Here is a 24,531-nt window from a genome sequence, read left to right as displayed (position 1 = left end):
GAGCGGCCCTGGTCCGGCCGCGCGCGTCGGCCCCGGTTCGTTTGAGCCGGGGCCGAGTTGCGCTCCGGTGCTACTGCGGTGCCGCGCCCGGCGGCATCCGGTGCTCGGCCTTGGCAGCGTCGCTCGCGGACTGCTGCGCGTCGTCCATGGTGCGGCTCGGGTTGGTGGTCATCGGCTGGTCCTGGGTGTCCATGCTCGACCATTCGCCGGTCTCGGTGCGGCGCTCGTCGAAGCCGCCGCCCATGCCTTCGCCCACGGTCGCCAGTGCCCAGATCGCGAAGACGTCGACGGCGATCACGGCCATCGACCACAGCGGCTGGTAGGGCATCCAGAAGAACTGGCCGATCGCCGACACGATCGCCAGCGCGATGCCGACCCATCGAGCCCACTCCTGGGCGCCGAAGATGAACAGGCCGGTGATCACCGCCAGGCCGCCGATGATCAGGTGTATCCAGCCCCAGCCGGTCAGATCGAGCTGGTAGATGTAGTCGGGCGTAGTTACGAATATCGTGTCCTCGGCGATGGCGGCGATGCCTATGAGCACCTGCCACACGCCGACCATGATCATCATGCTGGCGGCGAAGATCGTGCCCCCGACCGCCCAGTTTCGGCTCGTACTGCGGGCCATCGCGGTACCCTCCCTCGGCTCTCACGTGCGCCGTGGCCTCGGCTTGGGTCGCACGAGGTCCGCCACGTGCTTCGCGATACTGACGGCCTCACAGTAACCCCGTTTCGACCCCTTAGCCGGTTATATGAACAGAATTCTTCAATAGGCGCTACGAGTCGAACGCGCAGTGGCCTGCGACTCCGCCGGGCAGGGGGCTCCAGCCTTCCGGATTCGTAGGTTAGCCTTGCCTCATGTCTCAGGATGCCGGCCTGCGCGGACGCTCGCTCGAACTCGCCTACTTCGGCCAGACCGTCGTGCACGGCGCCGACATCGCCGTCGAGCCCGGCGAGGTCACCGCGCTGCTGGGCCCCAACGGCAGCGGCAAGTCCACCGTCCTGCGCGCCCTCGCCCGCCTCCACCGCCCCGAGTCCGGGGAGATCGCCCTCGACGACGGCGTGCCCGCCGCCGCGCTCAGCCCCAAGTCCTTCGCCCGCCGGGTCGCCCTGCTCTCGCAGTCCAGGCCCGTGCCCGGCGGCGTCCGCGTGGTCGACGTCGTCGGCTACGGCCGCCACCCCTACCGCGGCCGCTGGAGGGCCGGCGACGAGGACGGACCGGCCGCCGTCGAACGCGCCATGGACATCTGCGGGATCACCGGCATGGCCTCCCGCGGCGTCGACTCCCTCTCCGGCGGCGAGCGCCAGCGCGTCTGGCTGGCCTCCTGCCTGGCCCAGGACACCGGCGTGCTCCTGCTCGACGAGCCCACCAACCACCTCGACCTGCGCTACCAGGTCGAGATCCTCGACCTGGTTCGCGACCTGGCCGACGACCACGGCACCGCCGTCGGCGTCGTCCTCCACGACCTCGACCAGGCCGCCGCGGTCGCCGACCGCGCGGTCCTGATGTGCGAAGGACGCGTCCTCGCGTCCGGAACCCCGGCCGAGGTGCTCACCGGCGAGCACCTCACTACCGCTTACGGCATCGACATCGAAGTCGACGCCGACCCCGTAACCGGCCTGCTCTCCTGTCGGCCCCTCGGCCGCCACAACCGGCGGCGACTGGCCGAGCCGGCCGCCAACAAGTAAGGAACCCGATGCGAATCCACCCACGTGCCCTCATCGCGCTGCCCGCGGTGGCCGCCCTCCTCGCCGCGGCCGCCTGCGGCACCACCGAGTCCGGCTCCGACTCCGGCGGCGACGAGCCATCCGAGGAGTCCGGCCCGGTCTCGGTCACCGACGCTACCGGCGAGACGGTCGAACTCGACGCTCCGGCGACGAACATCGTCGCCCTCGAATGGGCCGAGGCCGAGATGGCCGCCAGCCTCGGGGTGATGCCCGCCGGCGTCGCCGACGTCGAGGGCTACCAGACCTGGGTCGGCGCCTCCGTCCCGCTCGACGACTCGGTCACCGACGTCGGCACCCGCCAGGAGCCCTCGGTCGACTCGATCGCCTCGCTCAGCCCCGACCTGGTCATCATGGAGTCCGACGACGAGGCCCTCATCGACTCGATCAGCGAGTTCGCGCCCGTCCTGGTCGCCGAAGGCTCCTCCGAAGAGGACAACCTCACCCGCATGGGCTCGGACCTCTACATGATCGCCGAGCTGCTCGGCAAGACCGACGAGGCCGACGAGCTCATGGAGGCGTTCAACGCCAAGATCGGCGAGGTCGCCGCCGCCATCGGCGAGGCCGGCACCGCCGACATCCCCTACCTGTGGGTCGACGGCTGGGAAGAGGGCGGCACGGTCGCCATCCGCATGTTCGGCCCCACCTCCCTGGTCGGCAACCTCGCCACCGCGGTGGGCCTGACCAACGCCTGGGACGGCGAGACCGACGGCCAATGGGGCCTGGGGCAGAACGACATCGAAGGCATGTCCGAGTACGCCGAGACCGACCTGCGCCTGATCTACAACGACGCCGACGGCACCGGCCCGTTCACCGAGACCCTGCCCGCCAACGACATCTGGGCCAACCTCCAGTTCGTCGAGGACGGCCACACCTACCAGCTGACCGATGGCGCCTGGACCTTCGGCGGCCCGGCCTCCAGCGAGGTCCTGCTCGACTTCCTCGCCGAGGTCTACACCTCTTGAGCACCCTCCAGGCCCCGCCGGCGCGGCCTGGAGCCGCGGCGCGGCCGCGGACCCGCTTCCTGCCTGCGGCGTCCGCGTTCGCGCTCGCAGTCGCGCTCCTGGTCGCGCTGGCGGCCTTCCACGTCACCCAGGGGTCGTCGTCCATCGGCGCCGGCGACCTCCTGGGGCTGCTGACCGGCCGCGCCGACGAGACGACCCTGCACGTCCTGACCGACTCGCGGCTGCCGCGGCTGGGCGCGGCCGCGCTGGTCGGCATCGCTCTGGGCGCCTCGGGGGCACTGCTCCAGTCGATCGCCCGCAACCCCCTGGCCAGCCCGGACACGCTCGCGGTCACCGGCGGCGCCTACCTGGCCGTCGCCGTCGTCGCCGCCTTCGGCATCAGCCTGCCGGTCCTGTCGGGAGTCGGCGTCGCCTTCGTCGGCGCGGCCGCCACCGCGGCCCTCGTCCTGGCCGTCTCGGCCGGGGGCGGCGCCTCGACCACCCGGCTCATCCTCGCCGGATCGGCGGTCACCTTGGCCGCCAACGCCCTCGTGACGCTCCTGCTGCTGCTGTTCCAGGAGAACACCATCAGCCTCTTCGCGTGGGGCTCGGGCAGCCTGAGCCTGACCGGCCTCGGGCCGCTGACCCAGACCGGGCCGATCGTCCTGGCCGCCCTGGTCGCCGCCGTCGCCGTCGGGCCCCGCCTCGACGTGCTGCGCCTGGGCGACGACGCCGCCGCCAGCCTCGGCATCGGCGTGCGGCGCACCCGCCTGGCCGCCGTGGTCTGCTCGCTGCTGCTGGCCGCCTCGGCGGTGTCCGTGGCCGGACCCATCGGATTCGTCGGCCTGGCCGCGCCGGTCATCGCCCGCCTCATCGCGAACCGCGTCCCCGACCTGCTGCCGCACCGGCTGCTGGTGCCCTTCAGCGCCATCTGCGGTGCGATCGTACTCATGGGCGCCGACATCGCCGTCCGGGCCGTGCTCGGCGGCAGCGCCGGGTACATCATCCCCGTCGGCGTCACCACCACCGTCCTCGGCGCCGGGGTGATGGTGTGGCTGGCCCGCCGCGCCACCGACGCGGGCACGGCCGGACGCCCGGCCATGCTCCACGGCGCGGCCGGACGCACCCGCGCCGGCTTCGCGCTCATCACCGTCGTCCTCTCCGCCCTGCTGGCCGCGGCCCTGCTCGCGGGCATGCTCTCGGGCGACACGATGCTGCTGGGCGGCGACCTCTGGAACTGGCTGGGCGGCAACACGGGCCGGGCCTACACCTGGATCATCGACCAGCGCTATCCGCGCGTGGCCGCCGCGATCCTGGCCGGGGCCGCGCTCGCCGCGGCCGGGACGGTCATCCAGGGCGTGTGCCGCAATCCCCTGGCCGAGCCGGGCATCCTCGGCGTCACCGGCGGGGCCGGTGTCGGCGCGGTCGCCCTCATCACCTGGGCGCCGGGGGCCGGGCCGTGGACGATCACCGCCTGCGCCGCCGCCGGGGCCGTGGCCGCCTTCGCCGTCGTCTACGGCCTGGCCTGGCGCGGCGGGCTCGACACCGCCCGGATCGTGCTCATCGGCATCGGCGTCTCGGCCATCGCGCTGGCCGCGGTCACCCTGCTGATCATCTACTCCGACCCCTGGAACACGCCGAAGGCCATGACCTGGCTGTCCGGGTCCACCTACGGGCGCACCGCCGAGCGGCTGCTGCCGGTGGCGGTCGCGCTGGTCGTGCTGGTGCCGTTCATCGCCTCCCACCGCCGCGAGATCGACCTGCTCACCCTCGACGACGACACCCCGCGCACCCTCGGGGTCCGCCTGGAGCCCAGCCGCCTGTCGCTGCTGACCGCCGGGGTGCTGCTGACCGCCGCGGCCGTCGCCGTGGTCGGCGTGGTCTCGTTCGTCGGCCTGGTCGCCCCGCACCTGGCGCGCGCCCTGGTCGGCTCCCGCGCCTCCCGGGCCCTGCCCGCGGCGATGCTGCTGGGGGCGCTGCTGGTCAGCGTCGCCGACACCCTCGGCCGCACCGTCATCGCCCCGGCCCAGATCCCGGCCGGCCTGGTGTGCTCGCTGATCGGCACGCCGTACTTCGTGTGGCTGCTGTGGCGCACCCGCCGCGCCTCGGCGTAGACGTCCGACCGGTCCCGGAGACCAACTTCGGGGCTGCTATCCATGACTGGAGCGATCTAGAACGGCGACAGGAGCAACGGTGCGCCAAGGCAGGAAGGTCGGCGGACGTTACCGGCTGGACGAACGGCTCGGTTCCGGCGGCCACGGAGAGGTGTGGCGGGCGACCGACACCGAACTGGACCGGACCGTCGCGCTCAAACGCGCGCTGTCCGACGCCGACGACGCCGACTCCGAGCGGCTGCGGTCGGAGGCGCGCACAGCCGCGAAGGTCAACCACCCGAACGTCGTCGCCGTCCACGACGTGATCCGCGACGGCGACGACTGGTGGCTGGTCATGGAGTACATCCCCGGCGGACGCACCCTGGCCGAACTCGGCCGCCTCGCCCCCGACCGGGCCGCCGAGATCGCAGCGCAGCTGGCCGACGCCCTGGCCGCGGTGCACCGCGAGGGCATCCTCCACCGCGACCTCAAGCCCGGCAACATCCTCGTCGCCGCCGACGACCGCGCCAAACTGGCCGACTTCGGGATCTCCCGCCTGGTCTACGACGCCGAGACCATCACCGTCTCCGGCCGCCTGGCCGGCACCCCCGGCTACCTGGCCCCTGAGGTCGCCGACGGCGGCCGCTTCACCAAGGCCTCCGACGTGTTCTCGCTGGGTGCGACCCTGTTCGAGGCGATCGAGGGCGCCTCCCCGTTCGGCCGGGGCAACCAGCTCGCGCGCCTGCGCCGCACCATCAAGCGCGAGATCGACGCGCCCCGCCGCGCCGGGGGGCTCGAACAGCTCCTGTCGTCCATGCTGGACTTCGACCCCAAGCGGCGTCCCGGAGCCGGGGAGGCGGCCGAGACCCTCGGCAAAACGCCGGTTTCCGAACCGCGAGCGGCACTGCTGACCCGCCGCAACCTCGCCTGGAGCGGCGGATCCGCCGCGATCGCCGTGGCCGCGGCCGTGGCACTGGTCTACTGGAACACCGGCGGCGCCCCCGGAGAAGGCACCGCGGACGGCGGCACCGTCGGACAGCAGGTCGACCTCATCGGCGAGGCGGTCACCGCCGATCCCTGCGCCCTGCTCGACCCCGACGACTACACCGACTACGGCGAGGCCCGGTTCGACACCGACCAGGGCATATTCAACTCCTGCGACGTGGTCGTCGACCTCGGGCAGGACGAGGTGGACGTCGAGGTGGACATCTGGCGCACCTCCCAGCACCCGCCCTCGGGCCAGGTCGAGATGATCGGGCAGGTCGGCGTCGTCCGCCTCGACCCGGAGGCGCCCGAGATATGCGAACGGCAGCTGGTCCTGCCCGACGGGAGGCACCTGATCTCGATCGACGCCGCCCAGGACCGAGGCCGGGACGTCGACCTGTGCGCGATGGCCGACCTGGCCGTCGGCACCGCCCTCGACGTGCTCGAGCAGGGACAGATCCCCAGGCGCGAAGACGATCTCGACCCGTCTTCGCTCATCAGCCTCAGCGCCTGCGACCTCCTCGGCAACGACGAGCTCGAACTGTTCCCCGGCATCGACGCCACCCACCCGGTCGTCAACTACGGCGAATGGGAGTGCAACTGGGGCAGCACCACCAGGGACTACCGGCTGCGGATCCTGTTCCAGCGCAGCGACCCTCTCACCGCCGAGGAAGGCGAGCCGATCACGCTCGGCGGGCGCGAGGCCTACCTCCAGCGCGACCGCTGGACCGACGACTCGTGCCTGGTCAGCATCGTGCACCGTCAGGGCCCTAGCGCCGATGGCGACGGCACCACCACCGCCGAACTGGTCCGCCTGCTGGTCTACGGCGACGCCCCGAACGAGGAATTGTGCGAGATGGCCCTGGACCTTGCCGAACCGGCCGCCGCCGCGCTCGCGGAGGGCTGAGTCGGCCGACCCGCTAGGCCGGATAGAACCGCAGGACGGCCTCGTCTCCCTCGATGCCGAGGACCTCGACGATGAGGAGGCCCTGGAAGTTGCCGGTGGTATCGACCGCGAGCGTGAACGACAGGCCGCCGCCGGCGGCCTCCAAGTCGACCGTGTCGTCATTGATCGATTCGACCGAGACGGTGCCGACCTGGAACGACTCGTCGATCTCGACCTCCACCCCTTCGGTGACCAGCACGGTGCAGGTCCCCTCGAAGCAGGTGTCGTAATCGGTGCCGTCGTCCGCTTCCGGCAGCCCATCGCCCTGCCCGCAGGCGGCCGGAGCGAGCATGGCCGCTGCGGTGAGAGCGATCGCGATCGGGCTGCGGCGCATCGGAATCCTCCTGTGCTGATTAGGTCATACAGTTGTAGTCCGTCCCGGGCGGGAGGGGTCCCGACCGCGGCGTGCCAACGTAGGGGGGACGCGGCAGTTGGAGGTCGATGTGACCGATATTGATCAGGGAGCGAGCCTCCCTGCCGACCTGGCGACGCTCGCGCTCGGCGTTCCCGATCGGCTCGAGTCCGGCCTTCCCGACCGGCCCCCGCCGGGGATGATCTACGCCCTTTCCCTCGAAGGCGGCATCGCGTTCGGGCCCAGGGAAGGCCGGTCGATCCTGTTCGGACGGAACCGGGACGAGGTGCACGTCTGCCTGGGCGGCAAGGACCGCGCCGTCAGCCGCGAACACGGCAGACTCACGCACCGGACCGGCCGCTGGTGGGTCGACGCGCTCGGGAGGACTCCGGTGCGGCTGCCGGGCTCGCGGCTGGTGTCCCCGCAGGACGATCCGGTGGCGCTTCCCGAGGGCTACACGCCGCTGTTCGTGCGCGGCTCCCAGCGGCGCGAGCACCTCATGGAGCTGTACGTGGTGCCCGAGAGCGGCTACCGGCCCCCGGACGTGCACACCGCCGACACCAACCAGAAGGCCTGGGCGCTCAGCGGGGAGGAGCGGCTGGTGATGGTGGCCCTGGCGCAGCGCTACCTCCTGCACGAGGAGTTCCCGCAGCCGGTCTCCCGGCGCGAGGCCGCCGAAGCGCTCGACCGCGTCGAACCCGACGGGAATTGGAGCGACCGGCGCGTGGAGCGGATCGCCACGCGGGTGCGGTCCCGCCTCTCGCGCAAGGGCGTGCGCGGCCTGACCCGCGAGGAGGTGGGCGAGCCGGTCGGCAACGCCCTCAACCACCACCTGGTCGTCGAGCTGCTCGAGTCGGCCACCCTGGTGCCGCCGGACCTGCGGTGGATCTTCCCCGACGACTGACATCATCGGCCGGCCCGGGTCCCGCGCTCGGGCCCGATGCCGTCCGATCCCGCCCAGCCTGGCGCCGATCCGCCACGCGTACGGGTGAATACGGCCGATCCGGTCTGGACACGAGGGTGCCGCATGGGGTCGACTGGTCCATGACGTCCGGGTGCGGGCCGCCCGTGCCTGCTCGGATCATGAGGAAAGGAATCGCATGACACCGGATGCGAAGGCGGGGCTTTCGAACGTCGCCGAGGACGAGGTGTGGACCGTCGAACGGGTCAAGGCGCTCGGAGTCATGACCAACGTCGAGACGGCCGCGCAGATCCTCGGGATCGGACGGACCGTGGCCTACCGGCTGGCCAAGGACGGGGAGTTCCCCGTCCAGGTGCTCCGGATCGGCCACAGCTACCGGGTGCCGGTGCCGCGGCTGCTCGAACTGCTCGGCGCCGAATAGGGGAGGAGGTGCCGCCGCGCAGCGGCGGCACCATCGCTACCGCTCCGCACGGACCCGATCCAGGTCCGGTTCGAGGTAGATCTGCATCGCCAGCGGGACCGCCTCGCGGATGCGGCTCTCGGCCCCGTCGATCTCGGCGGCGATCTCGGCCCCGGTCTCGCCGCGCTCGATCGCGATCTTCGCGGCCACCAGCATCTCCTCGGGCCCGATGTGGAGGGTCTTGAGGTGGATGATCCGGTTGATCGAGCCGTCGGCGGTGATCGCCGCCTCGATCGCGGCGATGTTGTCCAGCGAGGCCGACTCGCCGATGAGCAGGCTCTTCATCTCCACGGCCAGGACGACCGCGATGGCGACCAGCAGCACGCCGATCACGAGCGTGCCGATCGCGTCGAAGATCGGGTCCCCGGTCAGGATCGACAGCCCGACGCCCAGCAGCGCGGCGATCAGGCCGACCAGCGCGCCGATGTCCTCCAGCAGGATCGTCGGCAGCTCCGGCGACTTCGCGCCGCGCACGAACTGCACCCACGTCCGCTCGCCGCGCACCGCGTTCGACTCCTTGACCGCCGTGCGCAGCGAGAACGATTCGAGCACGATCGCGATCACCAGCACCACGACCGCCACCATCGGCGACGACAGCTCGTGCGGGTCGGAGAGCTTGTGGTACCCCTCGTAGATCGCGTACAGCCCGCCGACGGTGAACAGCACGATCGCGACGATGAACGCGTAGATGTAGCGCTCGCGGCCGTATCCGAACGGGTGCGCCGGGCTCGCTTCGCGCTCAGAGCGCTTCTTGCCGAGCAGGAGCAGCGCCTGGTTGGACGCGTCGGCCACCGAGTGGACGCCTTCGGCCAGCATCGACGCCGAGCCGGTGATCCCGGCGGCTATGAACTTGCTCACCGCGATTCCGGTGTTGGCCGCCAGCGCGGCCAGGATCGCCTTGGTGCCGCCCTCAGCTGACATAGGCTCGTGTTCCTTTCGGGTAGGGGTGTCGCGCGCGGTGTTATCCTTGCACATCGGTGGCGCCCCGAGTGCTACGCGCACTCGGCCACGGCGAGGCCCGCACACCGTCAAGGGATCGACTATAAGTCCCGGCCGCGAACGCGGCCCCTGTGCGGATCTGGCCCGCGGCACCGACGCAGGACCGAGTGGCGGACCGGTTCCGGCATATGAAGACCCGCGAGGGTCGTGCCGAGAACCGATTCTGCGAAAGGCCTAGCGTCGTGACCGCCCTTGACCAGCGCACCACTGAGACCACCCCCGGCGTCGAACGCGCCACCCTCCGGCAATGGCTGGCCGTGGCCGCCGTCGCCCTCGGCGTCTTCGCCGTCATCACCGCCGAACTGCTGCCGGTGGGCCTGCTCACCGACATCGGCGCCGACCTCGGCGTCAGCGCCGGACGGGCCGGGCTCATGGTCACCGTCCCCGGCCTGGTGGCCGCCGCCACCGCCCCGGTCAGCATCGTCCTGGCCGGACGCGCCGACCGCCGCCGCATCCTGCTCGGCCTGGCCGTCCTGGTGGCGGGCGCCAACCTCGCCGCCGCGCTCGCCGAGGACTTCGCGCTCATGCTCGCCGCCCGCGTCCTGGTCGGCGTGACCATCGGTGCCTTCTGGTCCATCGCCGGAGGCATCGCCGTGCGGCTGGTGCCCGAGCGGTACGTCCCGCGCGCGACCGCGGTGATCTTCGGCGGCATCGGCGCGGCCAGCGTCGTCGGCGTCCCGGCCGGAACCCTCGTCGGCGACCTGCTCGGCTGGCGGGCCGCCATGGTCGGCCTCGGCGTACTGGCCCTGGTCGTCCTGGCGGCCGTCTGGGTCCTGGTGCCACCCCTGCCCTCCGCCGGGAGCGCGCGGTTCTCCGACCTGCCGCGGCTGCTTCGCGAATCCTCCGGGGTCCGCACCGGACTGCTGCTGACCTTCCTGATCGTCGCCGGGCAGTTCATCGCCTTCACCTACCTGCGGCCGATCCTGATCGGCAACGGCATCGGCGCCGGGGGCGTCTCGGGCCTGCTGATGGTCTACGGCATCGCCGCGCTGGCGGCCACCTTCGCCGCCGGGGCCCTGATCGGGAAGCGGCTGCGCGGCACCCTCGTCGGCCTGTCGGCGGCCATCGCCGCCGCGATGGTCCTGATGGCGCTGACAGTCGGCGACACCGTCTCGGCCGCGGCCGTCCTGATCCTGTGGGGCCTGGGCTACGGCCTGGTCTCCCCGGCCGTCCAGACCTGGTACATGCGCGCCGCCCCCGACCGGACCGAGATCGCGACCAGCCTGAACACCATGATGTTCAACCTCTCGATCGCGATCGGGTCCTGGGCCGGGGGCGTGGCCGTCGACACGGTGTCGACCACGAGCGTGCTGTGGATCGGGGCGGCACTGCTGGCCCCGGTCGCACTCCTGGTCGCCCGCCGCTAACCGAGGGCCGGCCGCCGCGACTCGGCCACCGCCAGCAGCGCGATCGACCCCAGCAGCACCAGCGTCCCGAGCGCGGTGGCCGCCGTCAGCGGCTCATCGAGGAAGCCCACGGCGATCGCGGCCGCGCTGGCCGGCTCCAGCAGCATCATCACCGACGCCGTGGCCGCGCGTACCCTCGCCGTCCCGGCGAAGTACAGCGGATAGGCCAGCGCGGTGGTGAACACGGCCAGGTAGCCCACGAGGCCGAACGCGGCCGCCGTCCCCTCGCCGGCCGGGGCGATCCCCTCGGCCAGGGCGAGCGGCAGCAGCACGGCCGTGCCGACCCCGAACGACCAGACCGTCAGCGCGAACGGGTCCTCGCCGACCGGGCCCCGCCCGGCCAGGCGGCCCAGGAGCGTGACGGTCGCGTATCCTGCCGCCGAAATCACGGACAACGTTATCCCCGCGGTGGTCGCCACGCCCTCGGCATTCCAGCCGACCAGGATTCCCAGCCCGCACAGCGCCCCCGCCACGGCCGCCAGACCGCCGTGGCCGATCCGCTCGCCCAGCAGCACCCGGGCCCCGGCGGCGGTCAGGATCGGCCCGCACCCGAGCGTGACGATCGTCGCGACCGCCACGCCGGTGGCCTCGACGGCGACGAAGTAGGCGGCCTGGAACACCGCCATTCCGACCCCGGCGCCGAGCAGCAGCGGCAGCCGCGACCGCAGTCGCCGCAGCGGCCGGACCGGACGCGACGCGCGCGGCCGCACCGCCAAGAAGGCCAGCAGCAGCACCAGCCCGCCGAGCTGCCGCCAGAACGAGAGGGCCATCGGACCGAAGTCCGAGGCCCGGTAGACGAGTTCGGCCACAGCGCCCGTAGTGCCCCAGGACAGGCCGGTGTAGGTGAGGAAGACCAGGCCGCGCCGAGCGGCCCGTGAGGCGCCGACCGGCGCGATGACTTCGATCGAGGTGGACAAGGTGCGTTCCCCTGCACGTGAGATTCGGAAAGGTGGATCTCATCTGCGGGCACGACCGAGACGCGCGCCGGGCCGCGGCCCGACACGCGCGGATGGGAGAGGCCCGCTGCTAAGCGGCGGGCGGGGAGAGCTGTCCAGAACGCATGCGCCCACTCTAAGCCCGGCCGCCGGTGTCAGAATTGACCGCGGCCCGCGCCCGCGGAGAGGAGACGCCGATGACCGCGCTGATGGTGTTCGCGACGGCGATCCTGATCGCCTCCATCGTCCCCGGACCCGACTTCGCCATGGTGACCAGGAACACTATGCTAGGCGGCCGGGTCGCCGGGATGTGGACCGCGCTCGGCGTCGCCCTCGGCATCAGCGTCTGGGTCGTGGCCACCTCCTTCGGGCTGGCCGCGCTCCTGGCCGCCTCCGTCCTCGCCTTCACCGTCGTCAAGATCGCCGGCGCCGCCTACCTCGTGTACCTTGGAGTCCGATCGATCATCAGCGCGCTCAAAGACCGCAAGAAGCCGGTCGGCGGCCTCAACCTCTCGCGCGAGATCACCCACTGGCAGGCGTTCCGAACCGGCCTGCTGACCAACGTCCTCAACCCGAAGGCCCTGGTGTTCTTCACCGCCCTCGTCCCGCAGTTCATCGACGGCGGCTCCGGTCTCGTCCAGATCGGCGGACTGGCCGCGGTCGCCGCGGCCGTCAACGGCGTGTGGTTCCTGGCCCTGGCCAATCTCGTCGGCCTGCTGCGAAAGGTGTTCGACAACCCGAGCGTGCGCGCCTGGATCAACGGCGTCACCGGCGCGGTCCTGGTCGCGCTCGGGTTCCGGGTCGCCTCCAGTTAGGTCCCACCCGCGCGACGAGCCCCGGTCCCGATGCTGTGAGATGGTCCGAGCGGCGGCCGGCCGCGCGGCCCGACACGCTTGCGGGAGCGCGAAGGCCCGACCGGCCGCCGCAGAAAAGGACTCGCCCCGCCCCACCCCGATCGACGAAGATCGACGCCATGAACGCGTGGAGGCTGGAGCTCGAGATCCAGGAGTACTACGAACAGGGCGGCGAGCGCGACCGGCTGACCAAGTCCGGACGCGGCAGGCTCGAATTCGCCAGAATGCAGGACCTCCTGCGCCGCACGCTCCCCGGAGACGGCCTCGACGTCCTCGACGTCGGCGGGGCGACCGGCATCCACTCCGAATGGCTCGCCTCCGACGGCCACCGCGTGACGCTGATCGACCCGGTCGAGAGCCAGGTCGCCGTCGCGGCCGAACTCCCGGGCGTGACCGCGCGCGTGGGCGACGTCAGGGACCTGCCCTGCGACGACGACTCCTTCGACGCGGTGCTCCTGATGGGACCGCTGTACCACCTGACCGAACCCGACGACCGCGTCCGGGCCCTGCGAGAGGCCCGACGAGCCGCCCGCGAGGGAGGCGTCCTCGCCGCCGTGACCATCGACCGGGCCGCGGGATGGGCCGACTGGCTCCACATGAGGTTCAACGGGATCACCCCGATCGAATCCGACGAGAGCCTGCGCGCGCTCAAAGAGGGCGACATCGGGTACTTCGACCAAGGCCTGTTCACCACCGCCTACCTCCATCATCCGGGGGAGATCGCCGCGGAGTTCGCCGGGGCCGGCATGCCCGAGGTCCGCCAGTACGCGGTCCAGGGCCCCGCCGGACTCATCTCCGAACTGGACGACATCCTCGACCACGACGAACTCGGCCCCCACTACCTCGCGGCCATGCGCGAAATCGAGTGCGAGCCGTCGCTCCTGGGCGCCAGCGGCCACCTCCTCACCGTCGCCGACATTGTCGGGTAACCGACACCGCCAGGGGACTCGCCGGTGGCGCCGAATCGCTAGTGTCGGCGGATGGACCCCATTCCCTTGAGCGAAGCCGTGGCCGAGATCCGCCGAGAACTCAAGGAGGCCATCGCCGAAGCCGACGACCAGATCAGCCTCGAAGTCCAGGACATCGAGCTGGAACTGACCCTGGAGGTCACCAAGCACCAGGGCGGCGGCATCGGTCTGTCGGTGCTCAACATGTTCAACGCCGACGGCAAACTCGGCCACGACCGGTCCAACCACCACCGCATCAAACTCTCCCTCCACCCCAAGGTAAAAGGGGAGAACGGAACCACCCGCCCGGTGAACATGTCCGCCTCCGACCCCATGGACTGACCGCTGCTGGTGAGGCTCAATGATCAAAGTTGATTTCGCCCAAAAGTACGGACAAGAGGCCGCCGCCGTCGAGTCCGAGGGGGCCGCTTCGGGGCACTCGTAATGGAGGCAGCGTGGTGCCGTGGCGGCGCGGGTGGTTCGGTTCGGCCCTACCCTCGGAGTCCGGTGCTTATTGGAGCAGGCTGGAGACGAGCGCGGCCAGCCGTTCGGCGCGACGGTCGTCCGAGTCGTCGTTCGGGGCGGTCAGCTCGTCCCAGAGCGCGGTGATGCGGGGGCGTTCTCCTGCGGCCGCGATGTGGCCCAGGTAGGCGGCGGCTCGTTCAGCCCGGTTCCCGGCGGCGAGCTCGTTGAGGGCGAATGTCGCGGCAATGGCGTTGAGCAGCGCGAAGATCTCCAGCTTCGTGCGACCGTCGCCCGGGTGATCGGCCAGGGCCTCCAGGACGTGGTCGAGCACGTCGAGTGTGCACGGTCCGAGGACCGGTCGGGTCAGGACCAGCTCGGGCAGCCACGGGTGGCGCAGCATGATGGACCGGGCCTGTTCGGCGACGGCCACCAGGTCGCGAACGTGGTCGCCGGTGGGCGGGTCGAGGCGGTACTCGGCGGCGGTCGCGTCGACCATCAGGTCGAGCAGGTCGTCCCGGCCGCCGACGTAGCGGTACAGCGACGCCGGTCCGGTGCCCAGTTCGTCGGCGATGTTGCGCATCGACACCGCGTCGGGGCCGCCCCGGTCGGCGACGGCTATGGCGGCGGCGGTGATCTCGGCGCGGGTGCGTTCGGCCGGTCGCCCGACCGCGGCGCGTTCGGGCCGCAGCCAGATCGGCGTGGTGTCGTCGGTCATCTCGCCCTCCAAATGTTTGCGAACACTGTACTCGAACGCTAGAGTTTGAGAACACTGTTCGCGAACTCGGGAGGAACCATGAGCCCTTCACCCACCGGATACGCCGACAACGGCGGCGTCCGCATCGCCTTCGACGACCTCGGCGGCACCGGCGGCGAGCCGCTGCTGCTGGTCCAGGGCGCCTCGGTGACCAGGTTCTGGTGGCCCCCGGGCCTGGTCGATGAGCTCATCGCCCGGGGATTCCACGTGGCCTCCTACGACAACCGCGACGCCGGCCAGTCCACGCACTTCCCGGCCGCCGCGGCCCGCCCGGTGACCGCGCTGTTCCGCCGCCGGCCGCCCGCCTACACCGGCGAGGACGTGACCGACGACGCCACCGCCGTCATGGACGCGATGGGCTGGGACTCGGCGCACCTGTTCGGACACTCCAACGGCGGCCTGAACGCCCAGCGCATCGCCATTCGGCACCCGAAACGAGTGCGCAGCCTCGCCACCTCCGCGGCCGTCTCCAGCGACGCGGGAAGGGCGAAGCTGCTGTGGTACATCCGCTTCGGGTCCGTCGCGCGGATGGCGCGACTGCGCTTCCCCGAGACGCGCGAAGGCGACATAGCCATGTCGCTGGCCATCTCCCGGGCCCTGGCCTCGCCGGGATTCCCGTTCGACGAGGCCGAGGCCCTCTCCCGCATCGAGAAGGACGACGTCTGCCCAGTGCGGGACGACTCGACCATGGGACGCCAGCTCGGCGCGCACTGGAGCGGCGGGCGGCTCGCGGATCTCCGCGTGCCGGCGGTGGTCCTGCAAGGCGACTCCGACCAGCTGCTGCGCACCTCGGCGGCCCGCGACCTGGCCAGGGCCATACCCGGTGCCAAGCTCGTGATCACCCCAGGCGTCGGCCACGACCTGCCGCGGGGAATCTGGGGGCGCTACGCCGACGAGATCCGCGCCGTCGCCGACGCCGTTCGAGTCCGGTAGCCGTCTCTTCGGCGGCGGCCAGTCCCTGGCCGGTGCCCGGATCGGCTGGTGCCGCCGGATCTGGTTGGGTGAGTTCGTGATGGAAGAGGAACATGTGCGGGCGCTGCTCCGGGAGCAGCACCCCGACCTGGCCGGGTTGGCACTGCTGCGGGTGGACGGCGGTTGGGACAACCAGATGTGGCGCCTGGGCGATGAGCTGGCGGTGCGGTTGCCGCGCACCGAGCGCGGCCCGGCACTGCTCGAAACGGAGTGGCGTTGGGCCCCCGAGCTGGCTCGGCGCCTGCCCCTGCCGATCTCGGCTCCCGTGCGCTTCGGGGCGCCGTCGGACCGCTTTCCCCACGCCTGGCTCGTCACGAGTTGGGTCGAGGGGCAGCCCGCCGACCGGGCGGAGGTCCGCCACGGCGTCCGATCGGCGGAGATCCTCGCCGCATTCCTAGCCGCACTGCACCGGGAGGCGCCGAGCGAGGCTCCCGCCAACCCGGATCGCGGCGTCCCGCTCGAACGGTTCGCCGAGGAGACGGAACGGAACCTCGAAGGGATGGCGAACGACCCACGGGCCGCTCGAATGCGCGAGGCCTGGGACGACGCTCTCGCGGCTCGCGAGTGGGACCGGGCACCGGTCTGGATCCACGGCGACCTCCATCCGGCGAACGTGGTCAGCGCGGACGGGGCCCTGGCGGGCGTGATCGATTTCGGCGAGCTGTGCGCCGGCGACCCGGCGACCGACCTCTCGGCGGCTTGGCTGCTGCTGCCCGAAGGCGGGGCGGAGCGGTTCTTCGACGCGTACGCGGCCGACGAGGACACCGTCAGGAGGGCGCGCGGCTGGGCGCTGCGGCGGAGTTTCGGGCTGCTGCACATCGGACGGGCCGGCGAGGCGGGCCTGCTCGGCGGCAAGCCGACCTGGAAGCGGGCCGGCGAGGCGGCCCTGGAACGGGTCTTGGCCGCCTAAGGCCGGGAGATCGAAGACCCGTGGCGGGCCGGAGCCCGCCACGGGTCGCAGTCCTCTACCTGTCTCGGCTACTGCCAGGACCAGCCGTCGGTTTCGTCGTCGGCGGTCGAGAGGCTGATCCAGTGGATGCCGTCGGTGCCTTCACCGACGCTCTGCCAGGACCAGCCGTCCTTGTCGGCGGTCGGGACGCTCGTCGAGGAGACGTCCTTCGCGCTCGTTCCGACGCTCTGCCAGGACCAGCCGTCCGATTCGGAGGCCGAGGCCGCCGACGCGAGGCCGACGGTCGCCAGGGCTCCGGCCGCGGCAGCGGCTCCGGCGCGAACGAGGAATGTTTTGGCGGTCATGAAACCTCCAGGGTCTCTCGCGGCCACCGCTCCGAAGATAAGTAGACCGCTTGTGCGAAACCTCCTCCCGCCAGCGATGGTATCAGCGAAAAGCCAAGAGTCGCAACAAAAGAAGCTCATGATCGAAGGGCCGAACCGATTGGTGCGCGCCGCTCTCGCGGCGACTCGATCCAGGGGAAAAGCCGTTGCCTGCGCCGGTGGCGTTCTCATAGGCTCCCCAGATGGAGTGGGTCCAGGACTTCTATTCGCGCACAGGACACTGGTGGGCCGAGGCCGAGTCCGGCGTCGGCGAGCGCGACCGGGGACGCGTCGAAATCCTTCAGCGATTGTGCGGACCCGAGCCGCTGCGCGTCCTCGAACTCGGTTGCGGCTACGGCAATACCTCCGCGGCACTGGCCGAGGCCGGACACCCCGTCACGGGCGTCGAACTGACCGACCGGGCCGAGCGGGCCACCGTCCATGCCGAGCGTCTCGGCACCGACCGCCTGCGGATCGTCCGCGGCGACTTCTACGAGATCGAACTCGAGGGACGCTTCGACGCCGTGGCCTACTGGAACGGGTTCGGCATCGGCTCCGACGCCGATCAGCGCCGGCTCCTGAACCGCATCGCCTCCGAGTGGCTCGCTCCGGGCGGCACCGCGCTGGTCGACGTCTTCAACCCCCTGGTGTGGGCCGGCTGGGACGGACAGTCCGAGCTGCTCAGCGCCCATCCCGAGCGCGGCTACCGCCACGAGCTGATGCAGCGCATCCAGTTCGACCCGGTCTCGTCCACAGCGGTCGACACCTGGTGGGACACGGCCGAACCGCGGCGGCGGATCACGCAGCGGCTGCGCTGCTACAGCCCCGCGGACCTCGGCCTGCTGCTGGAGGGCACCGGCCTTGCCCTCGACGGGATCCTCGCGGGAGGCAAGGAGGTCGGCCTCGGCGAGGACAACGCGGGACTGGTCGCCCTCCTGCGGCAGCACCACGAGTACCTGGCGGTCCTCAAGCCCGCGTCCTAGGACCGATCGTCAGGACCGAACCGCCCGACCGATCCGGTCGTGGAGCACGGCGAGGTGGAATCAGTCCTCGGAGTTCTCCGAGGACGCCCCGGGTTCACTGCGGCCGCCCCGCAGGCGCGTCCAGACCGCGCGCAGCCGTTCACGGAAGAAGTAGACCCCGCCCAGGACGAGGACCAAGAACGGGACGGCCACGGGCAGGACGGTCGTGAAACCGATGATCAGGGCCGCCGCCTCGATGCCGACCAGCGACGCGGCGCCCATGTAGGCGAGAGCCGAGGCGGACTGGACGCGGAAGACCAGCATCGTGAAATGGCGCCGGAGCGCCTCGAACGGTGATTCGCGTTGCTTCGCAACGCCTTCTGCTCGACCCTCGGGCTCCATCCGCCGTTTATACCGGTTCGGGCCTTCGTGGACCTGGCGGGCCTTCGGCTGGTGAGCCGCGACCGAGCCGCCGAGGCGGCGCCGCGGACACACCGGTGACTCAATTGGATGAGGACGTCGCCACGAACCGGACGTAGGCTTGTCCATGTGAGTGAGCACGCGCGCACCAGCGGTGGCCCCGCCGACGCCGCCCCGGAGCGCGGAGAGGCGTGGAGGCGCCGCACGGCCCTGGTCTCCAAACTGCGCGAGCGCGGCGCCCTGCAGTCGCGCCGAGTCGAGCGGGCAGTGCTCGCCGTGCCCAGGCACCGGTTCGTGCCCGAAGTCTCGGTCAAGGCCGCCTACCAGGACGAAGTGGTCGTCACCAAACGCAACAGCGAGGGCGATCCGATCAGCTCGGCCTCCCAGCCGTCCATCGTCACCCAGATGCTCGAGCAGCTCGACGTCCGCCCCGGCCAGCGGGTGCTCGAGATCGGCGCCGGCACCGGCTACAACGCCGCGCTCCTGGCCGAACTGGTCGGCGAGGACGGCGCGGTCACTACCGTCGACCTCGACGCCGACTCCATCCGGCGCGCCCGCGAGGCACTGGAGGCCACCGGCTACGGCCGGGTCCGCGTCGTCCACGGCGACGGCGAGATCGGCTTCGCCGACGGCGCCCCGTACGACCGCGTCATCGTCACCGTCGGCACCTGGGACCTGCCCCCGGCCTGGTGGGAGCAGCTCGCCGACGGCGGGCGGCTGGTCGCCCCGCTCCAGATCCGCAGCTCCGAGCACTCGATCGCCTTCGACTACTCGGACGGGGTCATGCGCAGCAGCTCGATCGTGTGCTGCGGATTCATGCCCATGCGGGGGCTCGGCGCCCACCAGTCCCAGACGGTGGAGCTGGCCGAGGGCCGCATCATCACCTTCCACGCCGACCGGGAGGTCGCCGCCGAAGGCGCTCGCGGCCTGCTCGACGAGCGCGGCACCACCGTCTGGACCGGCGTGCGCGTCCTCCCCGGAGCGGACGTCGCGCAGCTGTCGCTGTGGCTGGCCTGCGCCTTCACCGGATACGGGCGCATGAACGCGCCCTTCGGCGACCACGGCTCGCTACGGCTCCTGCTGCGCTGGGCCAATCCGGCCGTGGTCGACGGCGGCGACTTCGCCTACGTGGCCTGCCGCCGCGCCGACATCAAGGGCGAGGTCGAACTCGGGGTGCGCGGCCACGGGCCGGCCGGAGACGGGCTGGCCCACAAGGTCGCCGAGCAGATCCAGGTCTGGGACCGCGAATGCCGCGACCACGTGCGGCTCAAGCTGGAGGCCCACCGCCCGGACTCGGGGCCGATCGCGGCCGGCAGGTTCGTCGTCCCCAAGCGGCACAGCCGCCTGGCCATCCTGGTCGAGTAGCGGCTACCGGCGCGGGGGCGCGGTGCTGTCGCGGAAGACCGGCTCGGCCGCGCACATGATCCTGCGGCCGACCGGCGGCGGGTCGACGATCCGGTCCAGGGCGGCGGCCACCATCGCCTCGACCGGCTGGCGCACCGTGGTCAGGGCGGGGATGGCGGCCCGGGCGTCGGGAATATCGTCGAATCCGGTCACCGACACCTCCCCGGGGACGTCGAGGCCGAGCAGGCGTGCGGCCGCCAGGCCGCCGAGTGCGCCCTTGTCGGAGGCGAAGGCGACGGCGGTGGGGCGCTCGGGGCCGGTCATCAGCTCGGTCATCGCCCGCTGGGCGTCGTCGCGGTCGAAGCCGCCGTCCTTGCGCCAGGCTTCGCGGATCGGCAGCCGCGCCTCGCGCATCGCCGCCTCGAACCCTTCTCGGCGCTCCCTGGCCGGCAGCGTGTGCCGATTGCCGTCGACCATGGCGATCCGCGTGTGCCCCAGTTCGATCAGGTGCCGCGTCAGGCGGTACTGGGAGCGGCGGTTGTCGATCCGGACGGTGGTCACCGACCGTTCCTGCTCGGCGGACGGGTCGACCACCACCCGCGGGATGGCCGCGTCGCGCAGGTAGTCCGACTGCGCTTCGCTGAAGTCGACCAGGATGCCGAGCACCCCGCAGGTCCCGCGCGCCGAGACCTGGTCGAGCCAGCGCCGCGGCGGGATCGGGTGGACCGGATCGGCCTGGACGGTGGAGACGACGATGTTCAGGCCGCGGTCGGCGGCGGCGCGCTCGACCTCGCTGAGCAGCGCCGAGGACCAGGCCGACTCGAGTTCGCGGATGATGACGTCGAGCAGCGCCGAGCCGAGCTTCGCCGACGCGACGGGGGAGGAGTCGAGCGGGTACCCGTAGCGGTCCAGGACGCCCCGGACGCGTGCGCGGGTGCCGGCGGACACGTCGGCCCGGCCGTTGACGACCTTCGACACCGTGGAGACCGATACGCCCGCCTCCCGGGCGATGACGGCGAGCTTCACCGCAGAGCGCACCTTTCCGGTCACTCTCTGCCTCCTCTTGGTGAAGCGCGCGAGCCGTGAATCGGCTCGGGTCGATCGGTACCGCGCCCCAAGACTAGGCGGTGCCGCTCCCTCACTGACGGAAAGGACGCCCCTTCGCTCGGCCGGACCGGGGGCGTCCTGCCGGGACCTGCGGCCTACGACCTTGGGCGGAAGCGAAAGTCGGGGCCGCCGGGTAGCGTGAGGATCAACCGCCAACACCCAGCGGAGGAAACCACCCATGTCCGAATCCATCGCAGCCGACGGCGCCCTCGCGCCGCCGGGCGCCGACACCACCGAGAAACCCGACAAGGCCCCCATCACCCGCTTGTGGGCCTACGCCAGAGAACACCTGCGCCTGCTGATCATCGGCGGCGCCCTGTCCTTCGCCGGCGGTCTCGTCGGCCTGATCCAGCCCCTGCTCGCGATGGAGGTCATCGACTCCCTCTCGGCGAGCGAGTCCCTGCGCGACACGCTCCTGCTGCTCGGCGGGGTCGTCGTGGTCGGCGGCATCCTCAGCGCCCTGGGGCCCTACCTGATGCAGATCGCCGGGCAGGACGTCGTGCTGGGCGTGCGCAGGCGCGTCGTCGGCACCCTCGTGCGCCTCGAGGTCGCCGAGGTCGACCGGCTGCGGCCCGGCGACCTGGTCTCGCGCCTGACTTCCGACACCAATCTCCTGCGCACCGTCGCCAGCACCACCGTCATCGGCGGGGTCACCGACTCGTTCATGATCCTTGGCGGCATCGCGCTCATGGCCTGGCTCGACCTGATCCTGTTCGGCACCACGATGGCCATGGTCGTCCTGGTCGTGGTCACGATGATGTTCATCCTGCCGCGCATCGAGAACGCCACCCGCGACTCCCAGAAGGCGCTGGGGGACATGGGCTCGCTCCTGGAGCGGATCTTCTCGGCCTTCCGGACCGTCAAGGCGTCCAGCGCCGAGGAACGGGAGATCGCCAAGCTCGACGAGGCCGCCACAGTCGCCCGCGACAAGGGTGTCACCGCCTCGCTCTGGGAGGCCCTGGCCGGGGTCGTGGCTTGGCTGCCGGTCAATATCGCGTTCCTGATGGTCTTGGGCGTCGGTGGGGCGCGGGTCGCGTCCGGCGACATGCCCGTGGGCACCCTGATTGGCTTCCTGCTGCTGCTGTTCTACATGATGGGCCCGGTCAACGGGCTGGTCGCCTCGCTGTCCCAGCTCCAGGTCGGCCTGGCCGCGGTCAAGCGGGTCGAGGACGTGGCGGGCCTGGAGGCCGAGGACCCGGCGGCCGAGACGACCGCGACCGGAGAGGGCCCGGCGCGCGTCGAGTTCGAGGACGTGACCTTCCGCTACGCCGACGACCTGCCGTACGTCCACCACGGGGTCTCCTTCGACTCCTCGGGTCGGGGCCTGACGGCCTTCGTCGGCCCGTCGGGAGCCGGCAAGACCACGGTGTTCTCGCTGATCGAGCGGTTCTACCCGGCCACCTCCGGCACGATCCGGATCGACGGCCGCGACGTCGACGAGTGGCCCCTGGCCGACCTGCGCGCCATGATCGGCTATGTCGAGCAGGACGCTCCGGTCCTGGACGGGACGCTCAGGGAGAACCTGATCATGGCCGCCCCGGACGCCACCGAGTCCGAGATCGAGGACGTCCTCAAGCGCGCCAGGCTCCTCGACCTGGTCGAGAAGCTCCCCGACGGGCTGGCCTCGACCATCGGCTACCGGGGGACGACCCTGTCGGGGGGCGAGCGGCAGCGGGTGGCGATCGCGCGGGCGCTGCTGCGCAGGCCGCGGCTGCTGCTGCTCGACGAGGCCACCAGCCAGCTCGACGCGGCCAACGAGGCGGCGCTCAAGCAGGTCATGCTCGACGCCGCCGAGGAGACCAACGTCCTGGTCGTGGCGCACCGGCTCTCGACGGTGACCAGCGCCGACCAGATCGTCGTGTTCGATGTCGGCAGGGTCCGCGCCGTCGGGTCCCACGCCGAGCTGATCGAGACCGACGAGCTGTACCGGGACCTGGCCGCGTCGCAGTTGCTGACCGCCGAGTAGATAACGGTTTCGGATTCGAAACTTTCGAGGCTTGACCACCGGACGATCTTGCGCGAACATGTCGTAAGCAAGCGTTTCCCGTTGCATTGTGCGGTCGTGCATGGAGGTGTCGTCCGGTGGTTTCAGCCGAAATCGAAGCAGGCCGTAGAAACCGGTATCATGCTGCGGTGCGACCTTACGGGATGAGCTGGGAGGCCGCGGCCGCGGTGACCGGACCGATGGTCGCGGTGGTGCGAGCCGGGGTGGCTGCCACCGCCGCGGCCGCGGCCTCCCGTGCCGCGAACCCGCGCGATCTCCCCGAGTCCCCGAAACCCCTTGAGAGAAGAGGAATGCGATGAACCGGAACACCAGTGGCCTGCGGCGGCGCACGCTCGCCAGGGCCGGTCTGACCGGGGCCGCGGCCGCGCCGCTCCTGGCCGCCTGCGGCGACGACGGCGGCGGGGACTCCGGCCCGGTCACCGTCACCCTCTGGAGCGACAAGGCCGGCATGGAGGAGTCCGTCGCCGCCTTCAACGAGGCGCACGACGCCGACGACATCCAGGTCGAGTATGTCGAGGTCCCCGCCCCCGAGATGGTCAACCAGGTCAACCAGGCCGTCGAGGCCGGGGACGCCGACAACGCGCCCTGGCTGTTCCAGAGCGACAACCGCAACGGTGCCGAGCTGCTGGCCCAGGAGCAGATCGTCGACATCGGCGAGCTGCTCGAACCCCACGCCGACCGGTTCAACCCGGCCGCGCTGGAGTCGCTGTCCATCGGCGGCATCGCCTACGGCGTGCCCAACATGATGAACGCCCACTTCGTCATGGTTTGGGAGCCCGCCTTCACCGAGGCCGGCATCGAGATCCCCTCCAGCTGGGAGGAGGTCGTCGAGGCCGGGAAGACGCTCAAAGAGGACGGCCGATACGTCTTCAACTTCGCCGGCGAGGACCCCTCGACGTTCATGAACATGACCTGGCAGGCCGGGGCCCGCTGGTTCCGGATCGACGGCGACGCCTGGCGGGTCGATATCGACTCCGACACCGCCCGCTACGTCGCCGACCTGGTCCAGCAGCTGTTCGACGACGAACTGGTCGAGAAGATCTCCTACGCCGACTACGCGGCCATGATGCAGGAGTACGACGCCGGGAACATCGCCCTGCGCCAGACCTCCACCTGGCAGCTCGCCGGCCACCAGGCCAACATGGACGCCACGCTCGGCCAGTGGAGGTTCGCCCCCAACCTCGGCATCATGAACGGAGACACCATCTCGGCCGGGGACACCGGCGGCCTCATGGTCTCCTCGCTGTGCCCCCGACCCGACCGGGCCGTCGAGGCCGCGGTCTGGCTGTCCACCGAGTCCGAACCGGTCGCCACCATGGCCAGGCCCGACAGCGGCTCCGGCTGGTATCCGGCGGTCGCCGACGCCGAGCCGTACCTCGACGACGTGGTCCCCGCGGAACTGCTCGGCGACAACGCCGAAGACGCCGTCCCGGTGATCATGGAGTCGGCCCACTTCTCCTCCGACTGGGCCTACCCGCCGAACTCGACCTCGATGTACGAGGAACTGGCCGACCAGTGGGGCAAGGCCATGGCCGGAGAGCTCCCGTTCGCCGACATCCTGCCGCACATGCAGGAGTGGACCGTGAACGACCTGAAGGACAGGGGCATCGACGTCGTCGAATAGCGCGGACGATCTTCCACGGTGGAGCCGGGCCGACACGGC

Annotated in this window: 25 protein-coding genes; 17 read left to right on the top strand and 8 right to left on the bottom strand. The window is 71.4% G+C overall.

Going from position 1 to position 24,531, the window contains the following annotated elements; all coding sequences use genetic code 11:
- Positions 1–70: 70 nt before the first annotated feature.
- Positions 71–628, bottom strand: a complete 558-nt coding sequence (locus JFB92_RS08690) for a DUF7144 family membrane protein (protein ID WP_199037081.1) — start codon at positions 626–628, stop codon at positions 71–73.
- Between the two features lie 230 nt (positions 629–858).
- Between JFB92_RS08690 and JFB92_RS08685 the strand changes: the two genes are divergently transcribed.
- The 4 genes from JFB92_RS08685 (at position 859) to JFB92_RS08670 (ending at position 6,653) form a co-directional block, all read left to right on the top strand.
- The gene (locus tag JFB92_RS08685) at positions 859–1,689 is read left to right on the top strand and encodes an ABC transporter ATP-binding protein (RefSeq protein WP_199037079.1); all 831 of its coding nucleotides are present in this window, start codon (positions 859–861) and stop codon (positions 1,687–1,689) included.
- Positions 1,690–1,697: 8 nt separating this feature from the next.
- A complete protein-coding gene (locus tag JFB92_RS08680) occupies positions 1,698–2,690 on the top strand; it encodes an ABC transporter substrate-binding protein (protein WP_199037077.1) in 993 nt (330 codons plus the stop codon).
- Positions 2,687–4,783 carry an iron ABC transporter permease gene (locus JFB92_RS08675; RefSeq protein ID WP_199037075.1) on the top strand — a complete coding sequence of 699 codons (2,097 nt, stop codon included), beginning with the start codon at positions 2,687–2,689 and terminating at the stop codon, positions 4,781–4,783. Before JFB92_RS08680 ends, JFB92_RS08675 begins: the two co-directional genes overlap by 4 nt.
- 79 nt (positions 4,784–4,862) lie before the next feature.
- Entirely contained in the window at positions 4,863–6,653 is a 1,791-nt protein-coding gene (locus tag JFB92_RS08670; protein ID WP_199037073.1) for a serine/threonine-protein kinase, read from the top strand.
- 13 nt (positions 6,654–6,666) lie between these two features.
- On the opposite strand, the gene JFB92_RS08665 is transcribed toward JFB92_RS08670, so the two are convergent.
- Positions 6,667–7,026, bottom strand: coding sequence for a hypothetical protein (locus tag JFB92_RS08665; RefSeq protein ID WP_199037071.1), 360 nt, complete (start codon positions 7,024–7,026; stop codon positions 6,667–6,669).
- Between the two features lie 109 nt (positions 7,027–7,135).
- On the opposite strand from JFB92_RS08665, the gene JFB92_RS08660 reads away from it, so the two are divergent.
- Positions 7,136–7,948: an FHA domain-containing protein gene (locus JFB92_RS08660; RefSeq protein ID WP_199037069.1), complete on the top strand. Its 813-nt coding sequence runs from the start codon at positions 7,136–7,138 to the stop codon at positions 7,946–7,948.
- 196 nt (positions 7,949–8,144) lie between these two features.
- The gene (locus JFB92_RS08655; protein WP_199037067.1) at positions 8,145–8,387 is read left to right on the top strand and encodes a helix-turn-helix domain-containing protein; all 243 of its coding nucleotides are present in this window, start codon (positions 8,145–8,147) and stop codon (positions 8,385–8,387) included.
- A 36-nt stretch (positions 8,388–8,423) separates the two neighbouring features.
- Here JFB92_RS08655 and JFB92_RS08650 read toward each other — a convergent pair whose 3' ends face one another.
- Positions 8,424–9,347: a cation diffusion facilitator family transporter gene (locus tag JFB92_RS08650; protein WP_199037065.1), complete on the bottom strand. Its 924-nt coding sequence runs from the start codon at positions 9,345–9,347 to the stop codon at positions 8,424–8,426.
- A 260-nt stretch (positions 9,348–9,607) separates the two neighbouring features.
- Between JFB92_RS08650 and JFB92_RS08645 the strand changes: the two genes are divergently transcribed.
- Positions 9,608–10,792: an MFS transporter gene (locus JFB92_RS08645; protein ID WP_199037063.1), complete on the top strand. Its 1,185-nt coding sequence runs from the start codon at positions 9,608–9,610 to the stop codon at positions 10,790–10,792.
- On the opposite strand, the gene JFB92_RS08640 is transcribed toward JFB92_RS08645, so the two are convergent.
- On the bottom strand, positions 10,789–11,748 hold the full coding sequence (locus tag JFB92_RS08640) for a DMT family transporter (RefSeq protein ID WP_233162697.1): 960 nt from the start codon (positions 11,746–11,748) through the stop codon (positions 10,789–10,791). The two genes, JFB92_RS08645 and JFB92_RS08640, sit on opposite strands and share 4 nt — an antisense overlap.
- Before the next feature lie 215 nt (positions 11,749–11,963).
- On the opposite strand from JFB92_RS08640, the gene JFB92_RS08635 reads away from it, so the two are divergent.
- The 3 genes from JFB92_RS08635 to JFB92_RS08625 all read left to right on the top strand — a co-directional run bounded on the left by JFB92_RS08635 (position 11,964) and on the right by JFB92_RS08625 (position 13,909).
- Positions 11,964–12,581: a LysE family translocator gene (locus JFB92_RS08635; protein WP_199037061.1), complete on the top strand. Its 618-nt coding sequence runs from the start codon at positions 11,964–11,966 to the stop codon at positions 12,579–12,581.
- Positions 12,582–12,739: 158 nt separating this feature from the next.
- The gene (locus tag JFB92_RS08630) at positions 12,740–13,549 is read left to right on the top strand and encodes a class I SAM-dependent methyltransferase (protein ID WP_199037059.1); all 810 of its coding nucleotides are present in this window, start codon (positions 12,740–12,742) and stop codon (positions 13,547–13,549) included.
- A gap of 51 nt (positions 13,550–13,600) precedes the next feature.
- Positions 13,601–13,909: a trypco2 family protein gene (locus JFB92_RS08625; protein WP_199037057.1), complete on the top strand. Its 309-nt coding sequence runs from the start codon at positions 13,601–13,603 to the stop codon at positions 13,907–13,909.
- 169 nt (positions 13,910–14,078) lie between these two features.
- On the opposite strand, the gene JFB92_RS08620 is transcribed toward JFB92_RS08625, so the two are convergent.
- Positions 14,079–14,747, bottom strand: coding sequence for a TetR/AcrR family transcriptional regulator (locus JFB92_RS08620; protein ID WP_199037055.1), 669 nt, complete (start codon positions 14,745–14,747; stop codon positions 14,079–14,081).
- Positions 14,748–14,825: 78 nt separating this feature from the next.
- Here JFB92_RS08620 and JFB92_RS08615 point away from each other — a divergent pair, with 78 nt between their 5' ends.
- Entirely contained in the window at positions 14,826–15,719 is an 894-nt protein-coding gene (locus JFB92_RS08615; protein WP_199037053.1) for an alpha/beta fold hydrolase, read from the top strand.
- A 79-nt stretch (positions 15,720–15,798) separates the two neighbouring features.
- Complete coding sequence (locus JFB92_RS08610) at positions 15,799–16,668, top strand: aminoglycoside phosphotransferase family protein (RefSeq protein WP_199037051.1); 870 nt, start codon at positions 15,799–15,801, stop codon at positions 16,666–16,668.
- Positions 16,669–16,736: 68 nt separating this feature from the next.
- Here JFB92_RS08610 and JFB92_RS08605 read toward each other — a convergent pair whose 3' ends face one another.
- Positions 16,737–17,012 carry a hypothetical protein gene (locus tag JFB92_RS08605; RefSeq protein ID WP_199037049.1) on the bottom strand — a complete coding sequence of 92 codons (276 nt, stop codon included), beginning with the start codon at positions 17,010–17,012 and terminating at the stop codon, positions 16,737–16,739.
- 221 nt (positions 17,013–17,233) lie between these two features.
- Here JFB92_RS08605 and JFB92_RS08600 point away from each other — a divergent pair, with 221 nt between their 5' ends.
- Complete coding sequence (locus JFB92_RS08600; protein WP_199037047.1) at positions 17,234–18,013, top strand: class I SAM-dependent methyltransferase; 780 nt, start codon at positions 17,234–17,236, stop codon at positions 18,011–18,013.
- A 60-nt stretch (positions 18,014–18,073) separates the two neighbouring features.
- Here the strand turns inward: JFB92_RS08600 and JFB92_RS08595 are convergent, their stop codons facing one another.
- Positions 18,074–18,394 carry a hypothetical protein gene (locus JFB92_RS08595; protein WP_199037045.1) on the bottom strand — a complete coding sequence of 107 codons (321 nt, stop codon included), beginning with the start codon at positions 18,392–18,394 and terminating at the stop codon, positions 18,074–18,076.
- A gap of 147 nt (positions 18,395–18,541) precedes the next feature.
- Here JFB92_RS08595 and fxlM point away from each other — a divergent pair, with 147 nt between their 5' ends.
- Complete coding sequence (gene fxlM / locus JFB92_RS08590) at positions 18,542–19,777, top strand: methyltransferase, FxLD system (RefSeq protein ID WP_199037043.1); 1,236 nt, start codon at positions 18,542–18,544, stop codon at positions 19,775–19,777.
- 3 nt (positions 19,778–19,780) lie between these two features.
- Here the strand turns inward: fxlM and JFB92_RS08585 are convergent, their stop codons facing one another.
- Entirely contained in the window at positions 19,781–20,806 is a 1,026-nt protein-coding gene (locus JFB92_RS08585; protein ID WP_199037041.1) for a LacI family DNA-binding transcriptional regulator, read from the bottom strand.
- Positions 20,807–21,041: 235 nt separating this feature from the next.
- Between JFB92_RS08585 and JFB92_RS08580 the strand changes: the two genes are divergently transcribed.
- The 3 genes from JFB92_RS08580 (at position 21,042) to JFB92_RS08570 (ending at position 24,492) form a co-directional block, all read left to right on the top strand.
- Positions 21,042–22,829: an ABC transporter ATP-binding protein gene (locus tag JFB92_RS08580; RefSeq protein ID WP_199037039.1), complete on the top strand. Its 1,788-nt coding sequence runs from the start codon at positions 21,042–21,044 to the stop codon at positions 22,827–22,829.
- A 167-nt stretch (positions 22,830–22,996) separates the two neighbouring features.
- Entirely contained in the window at positions 22,997–23,167 is a 171-nt protein-coding gene (locus JFB92_RS08575) for a hypothetical protein (RefSeq protein ID WP_199037037.1), read from the top strand.
- Positions 23,164–24,492 carry an ABC transporter substrate-binding protein gene (locus JFB92_RS08570; RefSeq protein WP_199037035.1) on the top strand — a complete coding sequence of 443 codons (1,329 nt, stop codon included), beginning with the start codon at positions 23,164–23,166 and terminating at the stop codon, positions 24,490–24,492. Before JFB92_RS08575 ends, JFB92_RS08570 begins: the two co-directional genes overlap by 4 nt.
- Positions 24,493–24,531: the final 39 nt, after the last annotated feature.

This window comes from Glycomyces salinus (genome assembly GCF_016428645.1).
Taxonomy (GTDB): domain Bacteria; phylum Actinomycetota; class Actinomycetes; order Mycobacteriales; family Micromonosporaceae; genus Glycomyces; species Glycomyces salinus.
This window is presented reverse-complemented; position numbering and strand designations above follow the sequence as displayed.